Source organism: Anabaena sp. FACHB-1391 (genome assembly GCF_014696755.1).
Taxonomy (GTDB): Bacteria; Cyanobacteriota; Cyanobacteriia; order Cyanobacteriales; family Nostocaceae; genus Dolichospermum; species Dolichospermum planctonicum.
Genome location: NZ_JACJQS010000040.1, coordinates 1 through 14,286, shown reverse-complemented (window position 1 = coordinate 14,286; position 14,286 = coordinate 1). Strand labels below are relative to the sequence as shown.

The following is a 14,286-nucleotide window of genomic DNA, read 5'->3' as shown; positions in this document are numbered from 1 at the left end:
TCAGGTATTTTCTTAATATTCTGTAACAAAACATCAGGTAATATCAAGCATTTTCTGAGATGACAAAAAAGTCATTTAGTATAAAACTGATTAATCAGGGGTAATTGAAGCAAAAACAACTGTGTAAAAACAATGGTTAACCAACTTTATTATGGGGACAATTTAGAAGTTTTAAGACGTTACATAAAAGATGAGTCTGTGGACTTATGTTATATTGATCCTCCCTTTAATTCTAAACGGAATTACAATCAAATTTATAATAATATCGGTGCAGAAGATAAAGCACAAGCGCAAGCATTTATTGACACTTGGGAATGGGATGATCACGCTATTCATGGAATAAATGAAATCCTCATTAATTATCATGGTTTATTTACTCAACAATGTATTGCTTTAATTACAGGTTTGAGTAATGTTTTAGGAAAAGGAAGTTTACTAGCTTATTTAGTGAGTATGACTTTAAGGATAACAGAAATTCATCGCGTTTTGAAACCTACGGGAAGTTTTTATTTACATTGTGATCCTACTGCGAGTCATTATTTAAAGTTGATTTTAGATGCTGTCTTTTGTTCTCAAAGAGGGGATTTTAGAAATGAAATTGTTTGGTGTTATACAGCACCAACAAATACAAGGGATAATTTCCCGAAAAAACACGATACAATTTTTAGATACACTAAATCAAACTCTTGGGTATTTAATTTTGAGGATATTTCTATACCTTATTCAGATGAGACAGTAGCAAGAACTAAACGTGGAGCGGGAAATCAAGGATTATATAAATCCAAAAATCCAGAAAATAAACATCTAAATCGCTTAAAACCGAATGGTAAAATACCAGAAGATTGGTGGACAATTCCACGACTACAAGGAAACTCTGTAGAACGTTTAGGATACCCAACACAGAAACCAGAAGCATTATTAGAAAGAATAATTAAAGCCAGTTCTAAGGAAAATGATATAGTATTAGATGCCTATTGTGGATGTGGTACAACCGTAGCAGTGTGCCAAAAATTAGATAGACAATGGATAGGAATTGATATTACCTATCAAAGTATTAGCTTAATCTTAAAAAGATTAGAAGATAGTTTTCCAGGAGTTTTAAAAACCATTAAACTTCATGGTATTCCTAAAGATATAGAAAGTGCAAGAGCATTAGCAAATAAAACAGATGATCGCACTCGTAAAGAATTTGAAAAATGGGCAATATTAACTTATACTAATAATAAAGCAGTCATTAACGCTAAAAAAGGTGCAGATAAAGGTATAGATGGAATTGTTTATTTTCAAGGTGATAAAAATGACCCAGAAAAGATAATTTTTCAAGTTAAATCTGGTAAAGTTAAATCGGGAGATATCCGAGATTTACTAGGAACAATGACCCTAGAAAGTGCTAGTCTAGCCATATTTATCACCCTGGAAGAACCTACTAAAGATATGCTAAAAACCGCAAAATCTGCTGGTTTTTATCAGAGTAAATACATGAGTCATAGTTGCGACAAAATCCAAATCGTCACCATTAAAGAGATAATTGAAGATCAACAAAGATTAAATATTCGTTTAAGTTATGAAGTTCTCAAAAGTGCGGAAAAACAAAAGGAAGTAAGAGTGAATCAAATAGAGTTAGATTTTTAACTCAAGTTGCTAGTTATCTAGTTGAGGTTGGTAATGGGTAATGGGTAATGGGTAATGGGTAATTGGTAATTGGTAATTGGTAATGGGTAATTGGTAATTGGTAATGGGTAATTGGTAATGGGTAATGGGTAATGGGTACTTTTTATTCATCTTTATAAAAATAAACTTTAAGTAGGTTGGGTTGAGGTAACGAAACCCAACATTTATGATTAAAATACCCAACATTTACAGCAAGTAGCTTTGAGTGAGGTATACCTTGTGCAGGCAAGATGCCTGCACCACAAGAGTTTTATTATTAATATCTGTACTTCATAAAGTCGGGAACTGCTGTATGATTTTTATCTTGCGTTTATGATCAAAATTGTTCCATAAAAAGTTTAAAACCCCCCTCCAGGACTGGAAAGGGGTTAATTGTTACTACTGAAAACTCAATTCCAGTAATGCTTAATAAGCGTCCTGTAATTCGTAAAAATCAGGTGAAATGTAATCTTTCCGCAAAGGCCAACCTACCCAATCTTCTGGCATCAAAATCCGCTTTAAGTTAGGATGACCTTCATAGAAGATACCATACATATCATAGCTTTCCCGTTCTTGCCAGTCCGCTGTTTTCCAAATCCAGTAAACTGAGGGGACAACGGGATTTTCCCTCGGTAAAAACACTTTTACTCTGATTTCTTCAGGACGGTCAGCATTATCGCTAACTTTGAGTAAATGATAAACACTTACTAGGTCTTCTCCCGCTCCCAAGTCAATACCCCCCTGAAACTGGAGGTAATTAAACCCATAAGCATACAAAGCTGTAGAAATGGGTAGTAGAAAACTTGCAGGGACTTTAATGATCTCTACTCCGTTAGCATCAAGTTCTAAAAACTCATGGGAAAAGCCATTTTCCGTCAACCATTGGGACACTTTACCGGCTTTGACTAGAGACGCTTCTGCTACGGGAACTGGTTTAGATTCTTCAGCCACGCGCTTGTTCCTCCTTCTGGGTCTTTGCTGTCAACAAAGCTGGGGGTACAGCCATACCAATTGCTTCTGTCAATTCTTTGGGAGGATTGAAACGGGTTTCTGACTGCATATACTTACCAGTTAAGATTTCGGGAACTGGCTTCAGATTATGAGTTGTACTGTAGTAACGGTGAACTTGCTTGATGTTATCCCGTTCTTGCATAGAATCGTTAGCGATTTTTTTCCGCAGTTTAATAATTGCGTCAATAATCGCTTCAGGACGAGGCGGACAACCAGGTAAATATACATCTACGGGAATTAGCTTATCCACTCCGCGTACTGCTGTGGGTGAGTCAACGCTAAACATCCCTCCAGTAATTGTACAAGCACCCATGGCAATTACATACTTAGGTTCGGGCATTTGTTCATAAAGACGCACTAATTGGGGTGCCATCTTCATGGTAATTGTTCCCGCAGTGATGAGTAAATCGGCTTGGCGAGGGCTGCAACGAGGAATTAACCCAAAACGGTCAAAGTCAAAACGAGAGCCGATTAAAGCGGCAAATTCGATGAAGCAGCAAGCTGTACCGAATAGTAAAGGCCACAAACTAGAAAGCCGCGCCCAGTTGTAAAGGTCATCAACGGTAGTTAAAATGACGTTTTCTGACAGTTCATGGGTGACTGTAGGGCGTTGAATGGGGTTGATGATTTGTTCTTTGTCTGGGGTGGTAATATTAGAATTTACGACCATTCTAAAGCTCCTTTACGCCACGCGTAAACTAAGGCGATGATGAGTATCGAAATAAAGATTAGGGCTTCGATAAATGCCAATAAACCCAGGCGGTTAAAAGCAACTGCCCAAGGGTACAAAAATACTGTTTCTACGTCAAAAACAACGAAGACCAGGGCGAACATATAGTAGCGAATGTTGAACTGAATCCAAGCACCGCCAATGGGTTCTAGTCCGCATTCGTAAGTAGTCCGTTTTTCTAAACTGTTACCAACGGGTCTAAGGATTTTTGAGGCTGACAGTGCTAGAACTGGAACTAGGCTACACAAGATAAAAAAGCCTAGAAGATACTCGTAACCGCTAAGAACAAACACAATGGTTTTCTACCGCTAATGGTGTAAGGGGATAAGCTATCAGTTATCAGATTTATAGTTTGATAGGTGTTTCCTGATAACTGTTGACTGCAATATATGGATAATGTTCTTTTACATTATATCTTTTAGGGCTTTCCCGAATTTGTATTTACATCCCCTGATTCTATTGAAATCCTTTTAATGAGTGATAGAAAACTCCGGCAATTATGTCATAATTTGTAACGTATATTTAATAATTCCCCTGAAGCGAGACTATAAGCCATGAGTGAACAAGCTGAACAAGCTGTGGAAACTCCAGTATTAGACCGCTACGAGTGTCGTTCTTGCGGTTACGTTTATGAACCTGAGAAGGGAGACGACAAAAGCAATATTCCCCCAGGAACAGTTTTTGCAGAACTACCCGCAAATTGGCGCTGTCCAGTTTGTATAGCTAAGAAAACTGCTTTTGCGAATATTGGACCAACAGGTACGGCCTCTGGTTTTAAGGAAAACTTAGGTTACGGTTTAGGTGTTAATACTCTCACACCAACTCAAAAGAACATTTTGATTTTTGGGGCTTTAGCCCTTGGCTTTTTGTTTTTTATTAGTCTCTACGGACTACAGTAAAAACCGCTATCTTGATTTACCGCAGCGAAAATCTCATTTAACCTGAACTGGAAAACCTCAGTAATACTGATGCAATCAATTGTGAAAAAGTGGCAAGGATTTTTTGCCGCGTTAATAGTAGTTATGGCCTGTATCGGGTGTAGTAGTGTTCCTTCTATTAGCTACAATCCCTGGCAGGTGATTAATGTACCAACAAAGTCGAAATTGCTCGATATTGGCTTTGCTGGTAACTCTCAACATGGTTATTTAGTGGGTGGTAATGCCACTCTTTTGGAAACTAATGATGGTGGTGAGACTTGGCAACCGCTAAAATTAGAATTGGATGATCCTAGATACCGTTTTAACTCTGTCAGTTTTGCGGGTCAAGAGGGCTGGATTGCTGGAGAACCTTCTCTCCTACTCCATACTACTGATGAGGGTAAGTCTTGGTCACGAATCGCTTTAAGCGAAAAGTTACCTGGTAGCCCCATTGCTATTACAGCCATAGGTACAAATACGGCGGAAATGGCCACCGATTTGGGGGCAATTTATCAAACTACAGATGGTGGTCAAAATTGGAAAGCTAATCTGGAAGCGGCATTTGGTGTAGTACGTAACATCGAGCGATCGCCTGATGGTAAGTATATCGCTGTTTCTGCTAAGGGTAGTTTTTACTCGACTTGGGAGCCTGGTCAAAATGCTTGGCAACCCCATAACCGCAATAGTTCCCGTCGTTTGGAAAATATGGGTTTTACTCAGGATGGACAATTGTGGTTATTAGCACGAGGTGGACAGGTTCAATTCAGTGATCCTACTAAACCGGAAGAGTGGCTAGAGCCGACATATCCAGAGTTGTCTACAAGTTGGGGTTTACTGGATTTGGCTTATCGCACACCTGATGAAATTTGGGTTGGCGGTGGCAGTGGTAATTTACTCAGCAGCGCTGATGGTGGGAAAACCTGGACAAAAGACCGTGATGTAGAAAAAGTAGCGGCTAATTTTTACAAAATTGTCTTCTTTAAGCCCGATCAAGGTTTTATAATTGGCGATCGCGGCGTTTTACTCAAATATAACCCCAAAACAGAGCCAACAGCAGCCCCAGCAGCTTAATTACACCCAACTCAACTGTGGGATGTAACTTAAGTCTCAACTTTGTAGGATAATAAACTCAATCATCGTTTTTGAGAAGGGAGTCAAATAAATGGCAGGTACCACCGGAGAACGTCCGTTTTCTGACATTGTTACCAGTATTCGTTACTGGGTAATTCACAGCATCACCATCCCCGCACTATTTGTCGCCGGTTGGTTATTTGTCAGCACTGGTCTGGCTTATGATGTGTTTGGTACACCCCGTCCTAATGAGTATTTTACTCAGGTTCGTCAAGAAGTACCAATTGTGAAAAACCGTTTTGAAGCAAAACAACAAGTAGAAACCTTTATTGGAAAGTAATTTGACATCATGACTAGCGGTAATAACATCAATCAACCAGTTACCTATCCTATTTTTACAGTCAGATGGCTTGCGGTTCATACCCTAGCTGTTCCTACTGTATTCTTTTTGGGCGCGATCGCTTCAATGCAATTTATTCAACGCTAAGAGTTAATCATGGAAAGAACGCCTAATCCTAATCAACAACCGGTTGAATTAAACCGTACCTCCCTCTATCTAGGACTACTCTTGGTCTTCGTTCTGGGAATTTTATTTTCCAGTTACTTCTTTAACTAACTGGGCTTTTTAACGTCAGTTGCTAGTTAGGTAACAGGTGGCAGAAAATTCTCAACTGACAACTGACAACTGACAACTGACAACTGACAACTGACAACTGACAACTGACAATTTTTGTAAGTGAGGAAAAAACTGTGTCTGGAAGTGGAAGAATTCCCCTGTGGGTCGTGGCTACGATCGCCGGTTTAGGTGTAATCACTGTTGTAGGTATCTTCTTTTATGGATCTTACGCAGGAATTGGTTCTTCAATGTAATGCTACCGGAAAAAGGCAGCAATTAAAAATACAAAAGACTAAATTTTTGCTTGATCATCATTTTTGAAATCCTGCTTCAGAAATTACCATAAAAACCGCCTACCTCATAGAGATAGGCGGTTTTGTTAGTTTTTAAATAAGTAATTAGCGCAAAAACTAAGTAACTAATTACCCATAGCTGAATTAAGCAATATCTTCGCTTTCAATGTATGAAAACAAAAACGCGAAAATTACTGCTGGTAAAACTAAGCCAGTGAGAGGAACGAAAATAGAAGGTAAAAAAGAGGAATAAGCCAACACAGTGGGCAAAAATGAACTTGACATGATGATAAAGTCCTGTAAAGTCTGACTACAATTCAAATTGAGCTTACTGCAAAATCTTCCTTAATTTCCTAAATCATCAAGATTTTTAACAGAAGTTACCAAAAAATGCGGTTTAGCGGTTTTGATAGTAAGCTACTATTTGCTTAAATCTTTGTCTATCTTCCTCAAGAGCGTCCGGTAGCCACGAAATCCATAAACCAGCAATTTGACTTTCGTTGTAATCAAACTCTAAAGATGTTTGGGAAATTAATCCCACTTCTACTCCTGCCAACTGATTTAGATGCGCTGCTATTTCTCGATATACCGCTAACGGTAAACCAGGAAATTCTATTTTCTCTTGCATCTCCATATCTATAAATCTCTCACAAAATTTTCCTGCGGGTTTGGCATCACAATATAATTACTAACAGATACTTTAGTTACAGGTTTAGATTCAGGTTTAGATTCTTCCGCAGGTTTTTCCGTTTCAAACCCAACAAACCCTAGTTTCCAAAAAAAACCAAGCAGCACGTTGTTAGTAATGTGCTTCTTGGTTAAGGGAATTACACAAATAAATTCTTCAGTAAGGCAGGTAAGATGCCTATTTTCCAAACATATTGGACTGGAAGATTTTTTTGATTTTGTATTCCCCAATATGTATTTTATACACACACTCATGGATGTATATTAGGGTACTAACTTACCAAAATCTGGATAGATTTTTACACCTCCATGAGGTTGTATAAATATTAAATCAGTAATTTAGGCACGAGGCTCAATCCGACCGTAGAACAAACCACGAATCTTCACTTCTTTAGGTTCACCTGCGCCCAAATCTGTATCAGAAGGTTGTTCACTTTCAAAAGTCCCAGCGATTTCACCAGAAGTGTTATCAACTTTGGCTACTTGCAAAGAAATTTTGCCATTGAGAATTTCTGCCCGCTTGACGTTAGTACGGGTTAATTCCTCCTCATCAGCTTGGGCTGGTAAAGCCACAGCATTATCATAGCCACTAACAACACCACGACCTTTAGGATCTAAGAAAGCAGCACCACGATAGGAAGGGACTTTAAAAGTTCCTTCAAAGTCAGTGGATGTATTGATGCTAGTTAAATTAGGTTGTGTTTGTGCGACTAAATTTTTGATGGTAAATAAGAAGGGTACTAGTTCACCACCGGGAAGCTTAACGGTGATAGCTTGGAAGTCAAGACCATCTTCTTCTGTAAAAGTCAAGCTATTATCTGAGTTGACAGTTAGCTTACCTTGTACTTGGTCAATGCTAGAAGTATATCTGGTCATAACTTTACCAGGGACAAATTCTGCTTCTTGACGTTTGTTAGCAGGTTCTTCTTTAACAAAGAAATTCGTTGGTTCTAAACAAAGTTCTTTGATGGAGTATGTTACGTTGGGAGCAACTGCAATAGAACCACGACTAGTTTCTGTCAGTTGGGGGCATTTGTTAGCCAACCCAGTGCCGCGAATTTGTTCGTAAGTGAGGACATCACTCACGCTGGTAGAGGGCGCATCACTGCACGCGGTGATTAGTCCCAAGCATAAAGCGAAGAAAGCAACAATTAAAGCGCGATACCTCATGGTCAACCTCAATCTCAAAAATTAATATCTAAGTTGTCAAACTGCTTTACTAAACGTACTTAAACGCATTGCGTTCCTGAGTCTAGAATTCAAACCATAGACTAAGCAGCGAACCGCATCCATGTCCGATTATGTATGTGTTGCCAGTACATACAATAAAGGTATTTGGATAAGGAAATTAGCCAGATCATACGACTTTTTTTAACTCAAAATCAAAGCACTCTAGTGGTTAAATCCTGCTGTAATACAGCACAGATTATGGAAAATCCTTCTCTACCTTACCACCAAGGATTCTCATTACCTGAGAATAGCCAGAAAGATATATAGCCTATTTTAGGTTTATGAGGATATTATGCCAGTTGCGTAACTTTTCCAGTATCCTATTAGTTTTATGGAGTAGAACCTTTCATGGAGCATGATCAAAATTTGGCATCTAAGGATAAATCCTGGCAGCTACAGGCGATTTCCAGCGCGGTGAAAGATGTAGCTGCAACCTGCCAGGGAGATGTAATTGCTATACTGGCTGTGTTACGTCATTTAGAACAATTGCACAGAGAAATTCGGGATGGGGTGTTTCAGGAAAATTTGCCCGATAATCGCCAAAGACTATATTCATTGCTCAGAAATATTGAGTCTGAGGGAGGTTGGCCTTATATCGCCAGAATGCGAATACAAGCTTTGTTAGTGAATTTGTCGGAGTGTGCTAGTGATGAGGATACTCTTCCCAGCCACACTCATGATGTTTTTCAATCCCCAGAATAGATTAGCGTTAAAAGTTAAAAATTGTTGTTGTGAAAGGGGAAGGGGGAAGAGGCAAGAGGGTTTGAAACGGTAATTTTACTTTTCTTTAGATACTGCGGTTTTTTGCCCCTCTCTACGGAAAGTAATATCTTAATGTAAATTAATTTAAATTAATGTAGCTTTATGAAACCAAAGGCTGTACTAAATTAACCGTAGACTGGGACTGTTGGCAAAAGCTAATTTTCTGGAAAATGCCCATGATATGGCATAAATTTGATTGCTCGTATAAGCGAACTCAATATACAAAATAAATTCGATTGTTACTCACAAGGAGTTGAGATGGCTGGAATATTATCAGTTGCTCGGACAAATTTAGCTCAACGTCGGCAGAAATTACGCCGTCAGCGACAAATCAAAGTTATTCAGGCTATTTGGCGAACAGTTGCCGTGACTGGAATGGCCTCGGCCTTGTTATGGGTGGCAATTCAACCAATGTGGGTATTAAAGGATTCCCAGCAAATAGTTATAAAATCCGGTGCCAAAATCGAGCCGACTCAAAAGGATATTTATTCACTGTTAGGATTATCCTCCCCTCAGTCTTTATGGCGAATTGAACCTTCCGTAATTGCCGACTCTTTAAAAAAACAACCAAATATTGCCGAAGCCACCGTTAGTCGTCGTTTGTTTCCACCTGGTTTAATTATTGAAATCCAGGAACGAGTTCCTGTGGCCATAGCCCAAATACGTAAAAAGCAACCCGCCACTAGTTGCACAGATGCGCCTTCTGCTCCGGGAAAGTCTGCTGATGTTAAGCCTTGTGTACAAAACAACAGTGCGGCTAATAAGCAAAGTGAACTAGGTTTACTAGATGCTAGTGGGATCTGGATGCCCATGGCTAAGTATATGTCAATGAATCCTCAAAGGGAATTACCCCAGATGATGGTGATTGGTTCTCCCACACAATATAGGCCATTCTGGACTCAACTTTATGAAGCTATTCGTCAAAGTTCTCTCAAGGTGACGGAAATTGATTTTCAAGATCCCACAAATTTAATTTTGAGGACTGAATTAGGAATTGTGCATTTAGGTAGCCCTAGCAACAAATTACCTGAACAAATTCAGGTACTTGAGCGAATGCGTCATTTAGGGACTCAATTTAATCCTAGTCATATGGATTATATTGATCTAAAAAATCCTGCCATGCCATTAGTACAGCTGAATCAAAAAAAACCAGCCTTAGAGATCAAAAAATCGACACAACCGAATACAAAACCAATCCTCAACCACTAAATACTGACATTTTCTTAAATTAAACTGCTGTGACTAATTTTATATTTTGGCAAATTGGCAAATTGGTGTACATTATACATATAGATGTACGATTTTCCAGTCATTAGTTAAAAAATCATGGTCAGGGTTGTAAAATCAATATCTGAAAAACATTCTGAAAAAACATGAGGAGGTGATTAAAAATTATTGGTAGGACTAAAGTCTATCGCAAAGCTAAGTGACCAGTTAAATATTCTATGTGAAGTAGTGCCAGCAGCTTTATGCCTATCCTTAGGCATGAGATAAATAAACATCTATGCTTTTTTGGAACTATACTTTTTAGGAATAGGGGAGAGTTAGCAACATTAACGTTTAGTATTATATACTAAACAGCTAATTATTTTATTTCACAAATCCACCAATAAAAGAGCCAGCAAGACCAACAGAATTTATACAGCAGTAATCAAAACTACTAGTCCATTTTAAAACGCCATGACCATTTTACAGCAAGTATTTCACTTTGAACCGTGACTTTTGTTGTTTATGCCAAAGTTAAATTTTATGCCTGAATCAGCGAGTAATTACTAGATATAGTCTACAACATCATGGTAGGCTGGTAAATAGTAAAAACAATAAAATACGATGCCAATAAATTCTGGCAACGTCAAAATATAGTTGACTGTTAAGTAAATCACACCGATAAAAGTCGTTTATCTATCCTTCGCAAATCCAATGACATTTGATAATAACCAAGGGCTAATCTATAACTCTCAAGCTGGAAACCAACCAGGATTCTCTCTGGCAGTTAACGCCACTAATCCTTTTAATAATTCTTCTTTAAACTTCACCCAAGGTCAAGATCATAAGAGAATTTCTACTGAAAGTAGGAGTATTGGTGAAATTGTTCCGGGTCGTGTTGCTAACATCAAGGTGATTGGTGTCGGTGGTGGTGGTGGTAATGCTGTCAACCGCATGATTGAGTCTGATGTGTCTGGAGTAGAGTTTTGGTCAATTAATACTGATGCTCAAGCTTTAACTTTAGCCGGCGCTCCTAGTCGTTTACAAATTGGGCAAAAGCTAACGAGAGGTTTGGGTGCAGGGGGAAATCCCGCTATTGGTCAAAAGGCAGCGGAGGAATCTCGTGATGAAATTGCTACTGCTTTAGACGGTGCAGACTTGGTATTTATTACTGCTGGTATGGGCGGGGGAACTGGTACAGGTGCTGCCCCAATTGTGGCGGAAGTAGCTAAGGAAATGGGCGCTCTCACCGTTGGTGTGGTGACTCGGCCGTTTATCTTTGAAGGACGCAGACGCACCAGCCAAGCGGAACAGGGAATTGAAGGCTTGAAAAGTCGAGTTGATACATTGATTATTATTCCTAATAATAAGCTGTTGGAGGTGATTCCTGAACAAACTCCTGTCCAAGAAGCTTTCCGCTATGCTGATGATGTGTTACGTCAAGGTGTGCAGGGTATTTCTGATATTATTACTATTCCTGGTTTAGTAAATGTTGACTTTGCTGATGTGCGGGCTGTTATGGCTGATGCGGGATCGGCTTTGATGGGAATTGGTGTGAGTTCAGGTAAATCTAGAGCTAGAGAAGCTGCGATCGCTGCAATTTCTTCACCTTTGCTAGAATGTTCTATTGAAGGTGCTAGAGGAGTTGTGTTTAATATTACTGGTGGTAGTGATTTAACTCTTCATGAGGTGAATGCTGCTGCGGAAACAATCTATGAAGTGGTTGATCCTAATGCCAATATTATTTTTGGAGCGGTAATTGATGACAGACTCCAGGGAGAAGTGAGAATTACTGTGATTGCTACTGGCTTTACTGGGGAAATTCAAGCCCCTTCAGTGCAAACTGTCGTTACTCCTAGAGTGGTTACACCTACTCCCATTCCTACTACTACCAGAAGACCTGCACCACTACAACCACCTGTTAATAATCCGCCCCCAGTTGCAGAACCACCCAAGGAAAAACCCTCTTTGGATATTCCTGACTTTCTGCAAAGACGACGGACACCTCCCAGAAATTAATTCAAGTTGTCTGGATTGGTAACATACCAAAATCTCTATAAACCTTTATTAAGAAAGGTTTAGAGTTGTTACGCACAATTTTTTATTCTCAATAAGAATTGTGTAATGTCTATATTTTCGTTGTTTATTGCGACTAAAGATATGTTAATAAACCAAATTATCCTTGGAAATTCTCCTTTTAATTTCTCTCTATAACTGGGTTTTATAATCTTTAATCCTGAGTAGAAAAACCAGATCCCCGAATTTTAGTATTGATTCAGCATTCATTAGACATCTCCGAAAAATATTGTAGAGACGTTCCATGGAACGTCTCTAAAAGGGTTGTAAGTCACGCACATTTAATTACCGGAGATGTCTATTGATATCATTAAAGAAAAAACGGGGATCTTGCATCTATTGTAGCTTGATTAAACTCCTTAAGTTACAGCAAGTAGCTTTGAGTGAGGTACACTTTGTGCGGGCAAGATGCCCGCACCACAAGAGTTTTATCATTAATATCTGTACTTCATAATATCGGAAACTGCTGTATGACAACTTCATAACCATTATGTCCGACTTTAATCACGACATCAATAACTGCATTCAAGACTTACAAGAAAATCTTAAAAGTGGTGGAGAACGCAGTCATTACCCCAGCCTAAAACGTCTCATTGAGGGTTTAATGATGGGGATTAATGCTAGAATTGAAGAAAAAGGTAATCAAGCAGGAATACCCGATTTAACTATCAGAAAAAATGAGCGGATTTTAGGATATATAGAAGCTAAAGATATTAATATTGATTTAACTAAAATCGAAAAAACACCACAACTCAAACGTTATTTAGAATCAAATATTGGTGACAATTTGATTTTAACTAATTATCTAGAATTTCGGTGGTATGTAAACGGAGAATGTGAAAAAACTGCTAAACTAGCTGATTTAAAATCAGGTAAAATTATTTTAATTAATGATTTACAACCAATTAGAGAATTACTACAATTATTCCTAAATCAAAAAGCCAAAGATATTAATAATTATTATGATTTGGCTAAAGAAATGGCAGCTTATACTAAAACCATTAGAAACGCAATTCAATCATCTTTAGAAATAGAAACAACCACAGAAGAATTAAATCGTCTAAAAGAGACATTTAAAAAACTACTACTTTTAGATATAGATAATGATAAATTTGCAGATATGTACGCTCAAACTATCGCTTATGGGTTATTTACTGCAAAAATTGGTCATGTACAAAATCCTGGACAATTTGCATTTAATCGGACAACAGCCGGTATTTACATTACTGATAGAATCCCTTTTTTAAAAGGTTTTTTCGACATAGTTATTAACAGCGATAACGTAAGTAATATTCATCAATCAATTGAAAATTTGGTAGAATTATTAAATACAGTTGATATGACGAATATTTTAGAAAACTTTGGGAGAGAAACCCGCACGGAAGACCCGGTTTTGCACTTTTATGAAACATTTTTAGCTGCTTATGAATCTTCATTAAGAAAAAGTAGAGGAGTTTATTATACTCCTGAACCTGTAGTTAATTTTATTGTTGGTGCTGTGAATGATATTTTGCGGGACGAAAAAATATTTGATTTAGAAGATGGTTTGGGGAGTCGTAAAGTTACAATTCTTGACCCCGCAACCGGAACAGGAACTTTTTTATATGCAGTTATTAAACAAATTTATCTCAATGAAATAGATGATTCTAATATTCGTCGCTGGAATAAATTTTTTAGACGCAAAAAACTGTTAAGTCGTCTGTTTGGGTTTGAATTATTGATGACTCCCTATACCATAGCACATTTAAAATTAGGTTTATTATTGTCGGATTTAGGTTATGATTTTGCACCAGAAGAAAGATTAAAAATTTATTTAACCAATGCTTTGGAAGCAGGAATAAAATCAGGGGAATTAATTCCTGGTATTACCCAAATTATCGCGGAAGAATCAAGTCAAGCAGCAAAGGTAAAAACGGAAATTTCCGTAACTGTAGTATTAGGAAATCCTCCTTATTCTGTCAGTTCGCAAAATGCGAGTAAACGCAAAAGGGTCTTAAATCAAGATGAAAGATATTTAGTAGATATTGAATATACTGG

19 protein-coding genes are annotated in these 14,286 nt (G+C 38.1%); 11 read left to right on the top strand and 8 right to left on the bottom strand.

What is annotated here, in order from left to right; genetic code table 11:
* The first annotated feature begins 132 nt into the window (after positions 1–132).
* Positions 133–1,632, top strand: a complete 1,500-nt coding sequence (locus H6F62_RS16815; RefSeq protein ID WP_190372530.1) for a DNA methyltransferase — start codon at positions 133–135, stop codon at positions 1,630–1,632.
* A gap of 9 nt (positions 1,633–1,641) precedes the next feature.
* Here H6F62_RS16815 and H6F62_RS16810 read toward each other — a convergent pair whose 3' ends face one another.
* From H6F62_RS16810 to H6F62_RS16795, 4 genes are all read right to left on the bottom strand, one after another.
* Positions 1,642–1,782, bottom strand: coding sequence for an alpha/beta hydrolase (locus tag H6F62_RS16810; protein WP_137909201.1), 141 nt, complete (start codon positions 1,780–1,782; stop codon positions 1,642–1,644).
* Positions 1,783–2,076: 294 nt separating this feature from the next.
* Entirely contained in the window at positions 2,077–2,601 is a 525-nt protein-coding gene (locus H6F62_RS16805) for an NAD(P)H-quinone oxidoreductase subunit J (protein WP_137909200.1), read from the bottom strand.
* Complete coding sequence (locus H6F62_RS16800) at positions 2,594–3,331, bottom strand: NADH dehydrogenase subunit K (RefSeq protein WP_028082864.1); 738 nt, start codon at positions 3,329–3,331, stop codon at positions 2,594–2,596. The genes H6F62_RS16805 and H6F62_RS16800 overlap by 8 nt, the downstream gene beginning before the upstream one ends.
* Positions 3,322–3,684, bottom strand: coding sequence for an NAD(P)H-quinone oxidoreductase subunit 3 (locus H6F62_RS16795; RefSeq protein WP_137909199.1), 363 nt, complete (start codon positions 3,682–3,684; stop codon positions 3,322–3,324). The genes H6F62_RS16800 and H6F62_RS16795 overlap by 10 nt, the downstream gene beginning before the upstream one ends.
* Positions 3,685–3,945: 261 nt before the next feature.
* On the opposite strand from H6F62_RS16795, the gene H6F62_RS16790 reads away from it, so the two are divergent.
* The 6 genes from H6F62_RS16790 to H6F62_RS16765 all read left to right on the top strand — a co-directional run bounded on the left by H6F62_RS16790 (position 3,946) and on the right by H6F62_RS16765 (position 6,249).
* Positions 3,946–4,290 carry a rubredoxin gene (locus H6F62_RS16790; protein WP_137909198.1) on the top strand — a complete coding sequence of 115 codons (345 nt, stop codon included), beginning with the start codon at positions 3,946–3,948 and terminating at the stop codon, positions 4,288–4,290.
* Between the two features lie 69 nt (positions 4,291–4,359).
* Entirely contained in the window at positions 4,360–5,379 is a 1,020-nt protein-coding gene (locus H6F62_RS16785) for a photosynthesis system II assembly factor Ycf48 (RefSeq protein WP_137909197.1), read from the top strand.
* Between the two features lie 91 nt (positions 5,380–5,470).
* Complete coding sequence (gene psbE / locus H6F62_RS16780; protein ID WP_028082860.1) at positions 5,471–5,719, top strand: cytochrome b559 subunit alpha; 249 nt, start codon at positions 5,471–5,473, stop codon at positions 5,717–5,719.
* A gap of 9 nt (positions 5,720–5,728) precedes the next feature.
* Positions 5,729–5,866 carry a cytochrome b559 subunit beta gene (gene psbF / locus H6F62_RS16775; protein WP_011318656.1) on the top strand — a complete coding sequence of 46 codons (138 nt, stop codon included), beginning with the start codon at positions 5,729–5,731 and terminating at the stop codon, positions 5,864–5,866.
* 9 nt (positions 5,867–5,875) lie between these two features.
* Positions 5,876–5,995: a photosystem II reaction center protein L gene (locus H6F62_RS16770; RefSeq protein WP_015081482.1), complete on the top strand. Its 120-nt coding sequence runs from the start codon at positions 5,876–5,878 to the stop codon at positions 5,993–5,995.
* A 134-nt stretch (positions 5,996–6,129) separates the two neighbouring features.
* Positions 6,130–6,249, top strand: a complete 120-nt coding sequence (locus H6F62_RS16765; RefSeq protein WP_071604787.1) for a photosystem II reaction center protein J — start codon at positions 6,130–6,132, stop codon at positions 6,247–6,249.
* A 183-nt stretch (positions 6,250–6,432) separates the two neighbouring features.
* Here H6F62_RS16765 and H6F62_RS16760 read toward each other — a convergent pair whose 3' ends face one another.
* From H6F62_RS16760 to H6F62_RS16745, 4 genes are all read right to left on the bottom strand, one after another.
* Positions 6,433–6,573, bottom strand: coding sequence for a photosystem I reaction center subunit VIII (locus tag H6F62_RS16760; protein WP_071604786.1), 141 nt, complete (start codon positions 6,571–6,573; stop codon positions 6,433–6,435).
* 112 nt (positions 6,574–6,685) lie between these two features.
* Positions 6,686–6,922, bottom strand: coding sequence for a hypothetical protein (locus H6F62_RS16755; protein WP_137909196.1), 237 nt, complete (start codon positions 6,920–6,922; stop codon positions 6,686–6,688).
* 2 nt (positions 6,923–6,924) lie between these two features.
* Positions 6,925–7,083 (bottom strand): hypothetical protein, encoded by a 159-nt coding sequence (locus H6F62_RS16750; RefSeq protein ID WP_162501208.1) that lies wholly within the window; start codon positions 7,081–7,083, stop codon positions 6,925–6,927.
* A gap of 231 nt (positions 7,084–7,314) precedes the next feature.
* Positions 7,315–8,145: a photosystem II manganese-stabilizing polypeptide gene (locus H6F62_RS16745; protein ID WP_137909195.1), complete on the bottom strand. Its 831-nt coding sequence runs from the start codon at positions 8,143–8,145 to the stop codon at positions 7,315–7,317.
* A 408-nt stretch (positions 8,146–8,553) separates the two neighbouring features.
* On the opposite strand from H6F62_RS16745, the gene H6F62_RS16740 reads away from it, so the two are divergent.
* From H6F62_RS16740 to H6F62_RS16725, 4 genes are all read left to right on the top strand, one after another.
* Positions 8,554–8,907 carry a hypothetical protein gene (locus H6F62_RS16740; protein WP_137909194.1) on the top strand — a complete coding sequence of 118 codons (354 nt, stop codon included), beginning with the start codon at positions 8,554–8,556 and terminating at the stop codon, positions 8,905–8,907.
* Positions 8,908–9,225: 318 nt separating this feature from the next.
* Positions 9,226–10,176: an FtsQ-type POTRA domain-containing protein gene (locus tag H6F62_RS16735; protein WP_137909193.1), complete on the top strand. Its 951-nt coding sequence runs from the start codon at positions 9,226–9,228 to the stop codon at positions 10,174–10,176.
* 711 nt (positions 10,177–10,887) lie between these two features.
* Positions 10,888–12,192, top strand: coding sequence for a cell division protein FtsZ (ftsZ, locus tag H6F62_RS16730; RefSeq protein ID WP_137909192.1), 1,305 nt, complete (start codon positions 10,888–10,890; stop codon positions 12,190–12,192).
* 547 nt (positions 12,193–12,739) lie between these two features.
* The coding region (locus tag H6F62_RS16725) for an N-6 DNA methylase (RefSeq protein ID WP_190372529.1) at positions 12,740–14,286 on the top strand (1,547 nt) is incomplete at its 3' end.

Excerpts from the sequence above, each read along its gene's own strand:
- H6F62_RS16785 (WP_137909197.1), top strand. The coding sequence starts at position 4,360 with ATGCAATCAATTGTGAAAAAGTGGCAAGGATTTTTTGCCGCGTTAATA.
- H6F62_RS16735 (WP_137909193.1), top strand. The coding sequence starts at position 9,226 with ATGGCTGGAATATTATCAGTTGCTCGGACAAATTTAGCTCAACGTCGG.
- psbF (WP_011318656.1), top strand. The coding sequence starts at position 5,729 with ATGACTAGCGGTAATAACATCAATCAACCAGTTACCTATCCTATTTTT.
- H6F62_RS16800 (WP_028082864.1), bottom strand. The coding sequence starts at position 3,331 with ATGGTCGTAAATTCTAATATTACCACCCCAGACAAAGAACAAATCATC.
- H6F62_RS16755 (WP_137909196.1), bottom strand. The coding sequence starts at position 6,922 with ATGGAGATGCAAGAGAAAATAGAATTTCCTGGTTTACCGTTAGCGGTA.
- ftsZ (WP_137909192.1), top strand. The coding sequence starts at position 10,888 with ATGACATTTGATAATAACCAAGGGCTAATCTATAACTCTCAAGCTGGA.
- H6F62_RS16740 (WP_137909194.1), top strand. The coding sequence starts at position 8,554 with ATGGAGCATGATCAAAATTTGGCATCTAAGGATAAATCCTGGCAGCTA.
- H6F62_RS16810 (WP_137909201.1), bottom strand. The coding sequence starts at position 1,782 with ATGAATAAAAAGTACCCATTACCCATTACCCATTACCAATTACCCATT.
- H6F62_RS16790 (WP_137909198.1), top strand. The coding sequence starts at position 3,946 with ATGAGTGAACAAGCTGAACAAGCTGTGGAAACTCCAGTATTAGACCGC.
- H6F62_RS16770 (WP_015081482.1), top strand. The coding sequence starts at position 5,876 with ATGGAAAGAACGCCTAATCCTAATCAACAACCGGTTGAATTAAACCGT.
- H6F62_RS16745 (WP_137909195.1), bottom strand. The coding sequence starts at position 8,145 with ATGAGGTATCGCGCTTTAATTGTTGCTTTCTTCGCTTTATGCTTGGGA.
- H6F62_RS16760 (WP_071604786.1), bottom strand. The coding sequence starts at position 6,573 with ATGTCAAGTTCATTTTTGCCCACTGTGTTGGCTTATTCCTCTTTTTTA.
- H6F62_RS16815 (WP_190372530.1), top strand. The coding sequence starts at position 133 with ATGGTTAACCAACTTTATTATGGGGACAATTTAGAAGTTTTAAGACGT.
- psbE (WP_028082860.1), top strand. The coding sequence starts at position 5,471 with ATGGCAGGTACCACCGGAGAACGTCCGTTTTCTGACATTGTTACCAGT.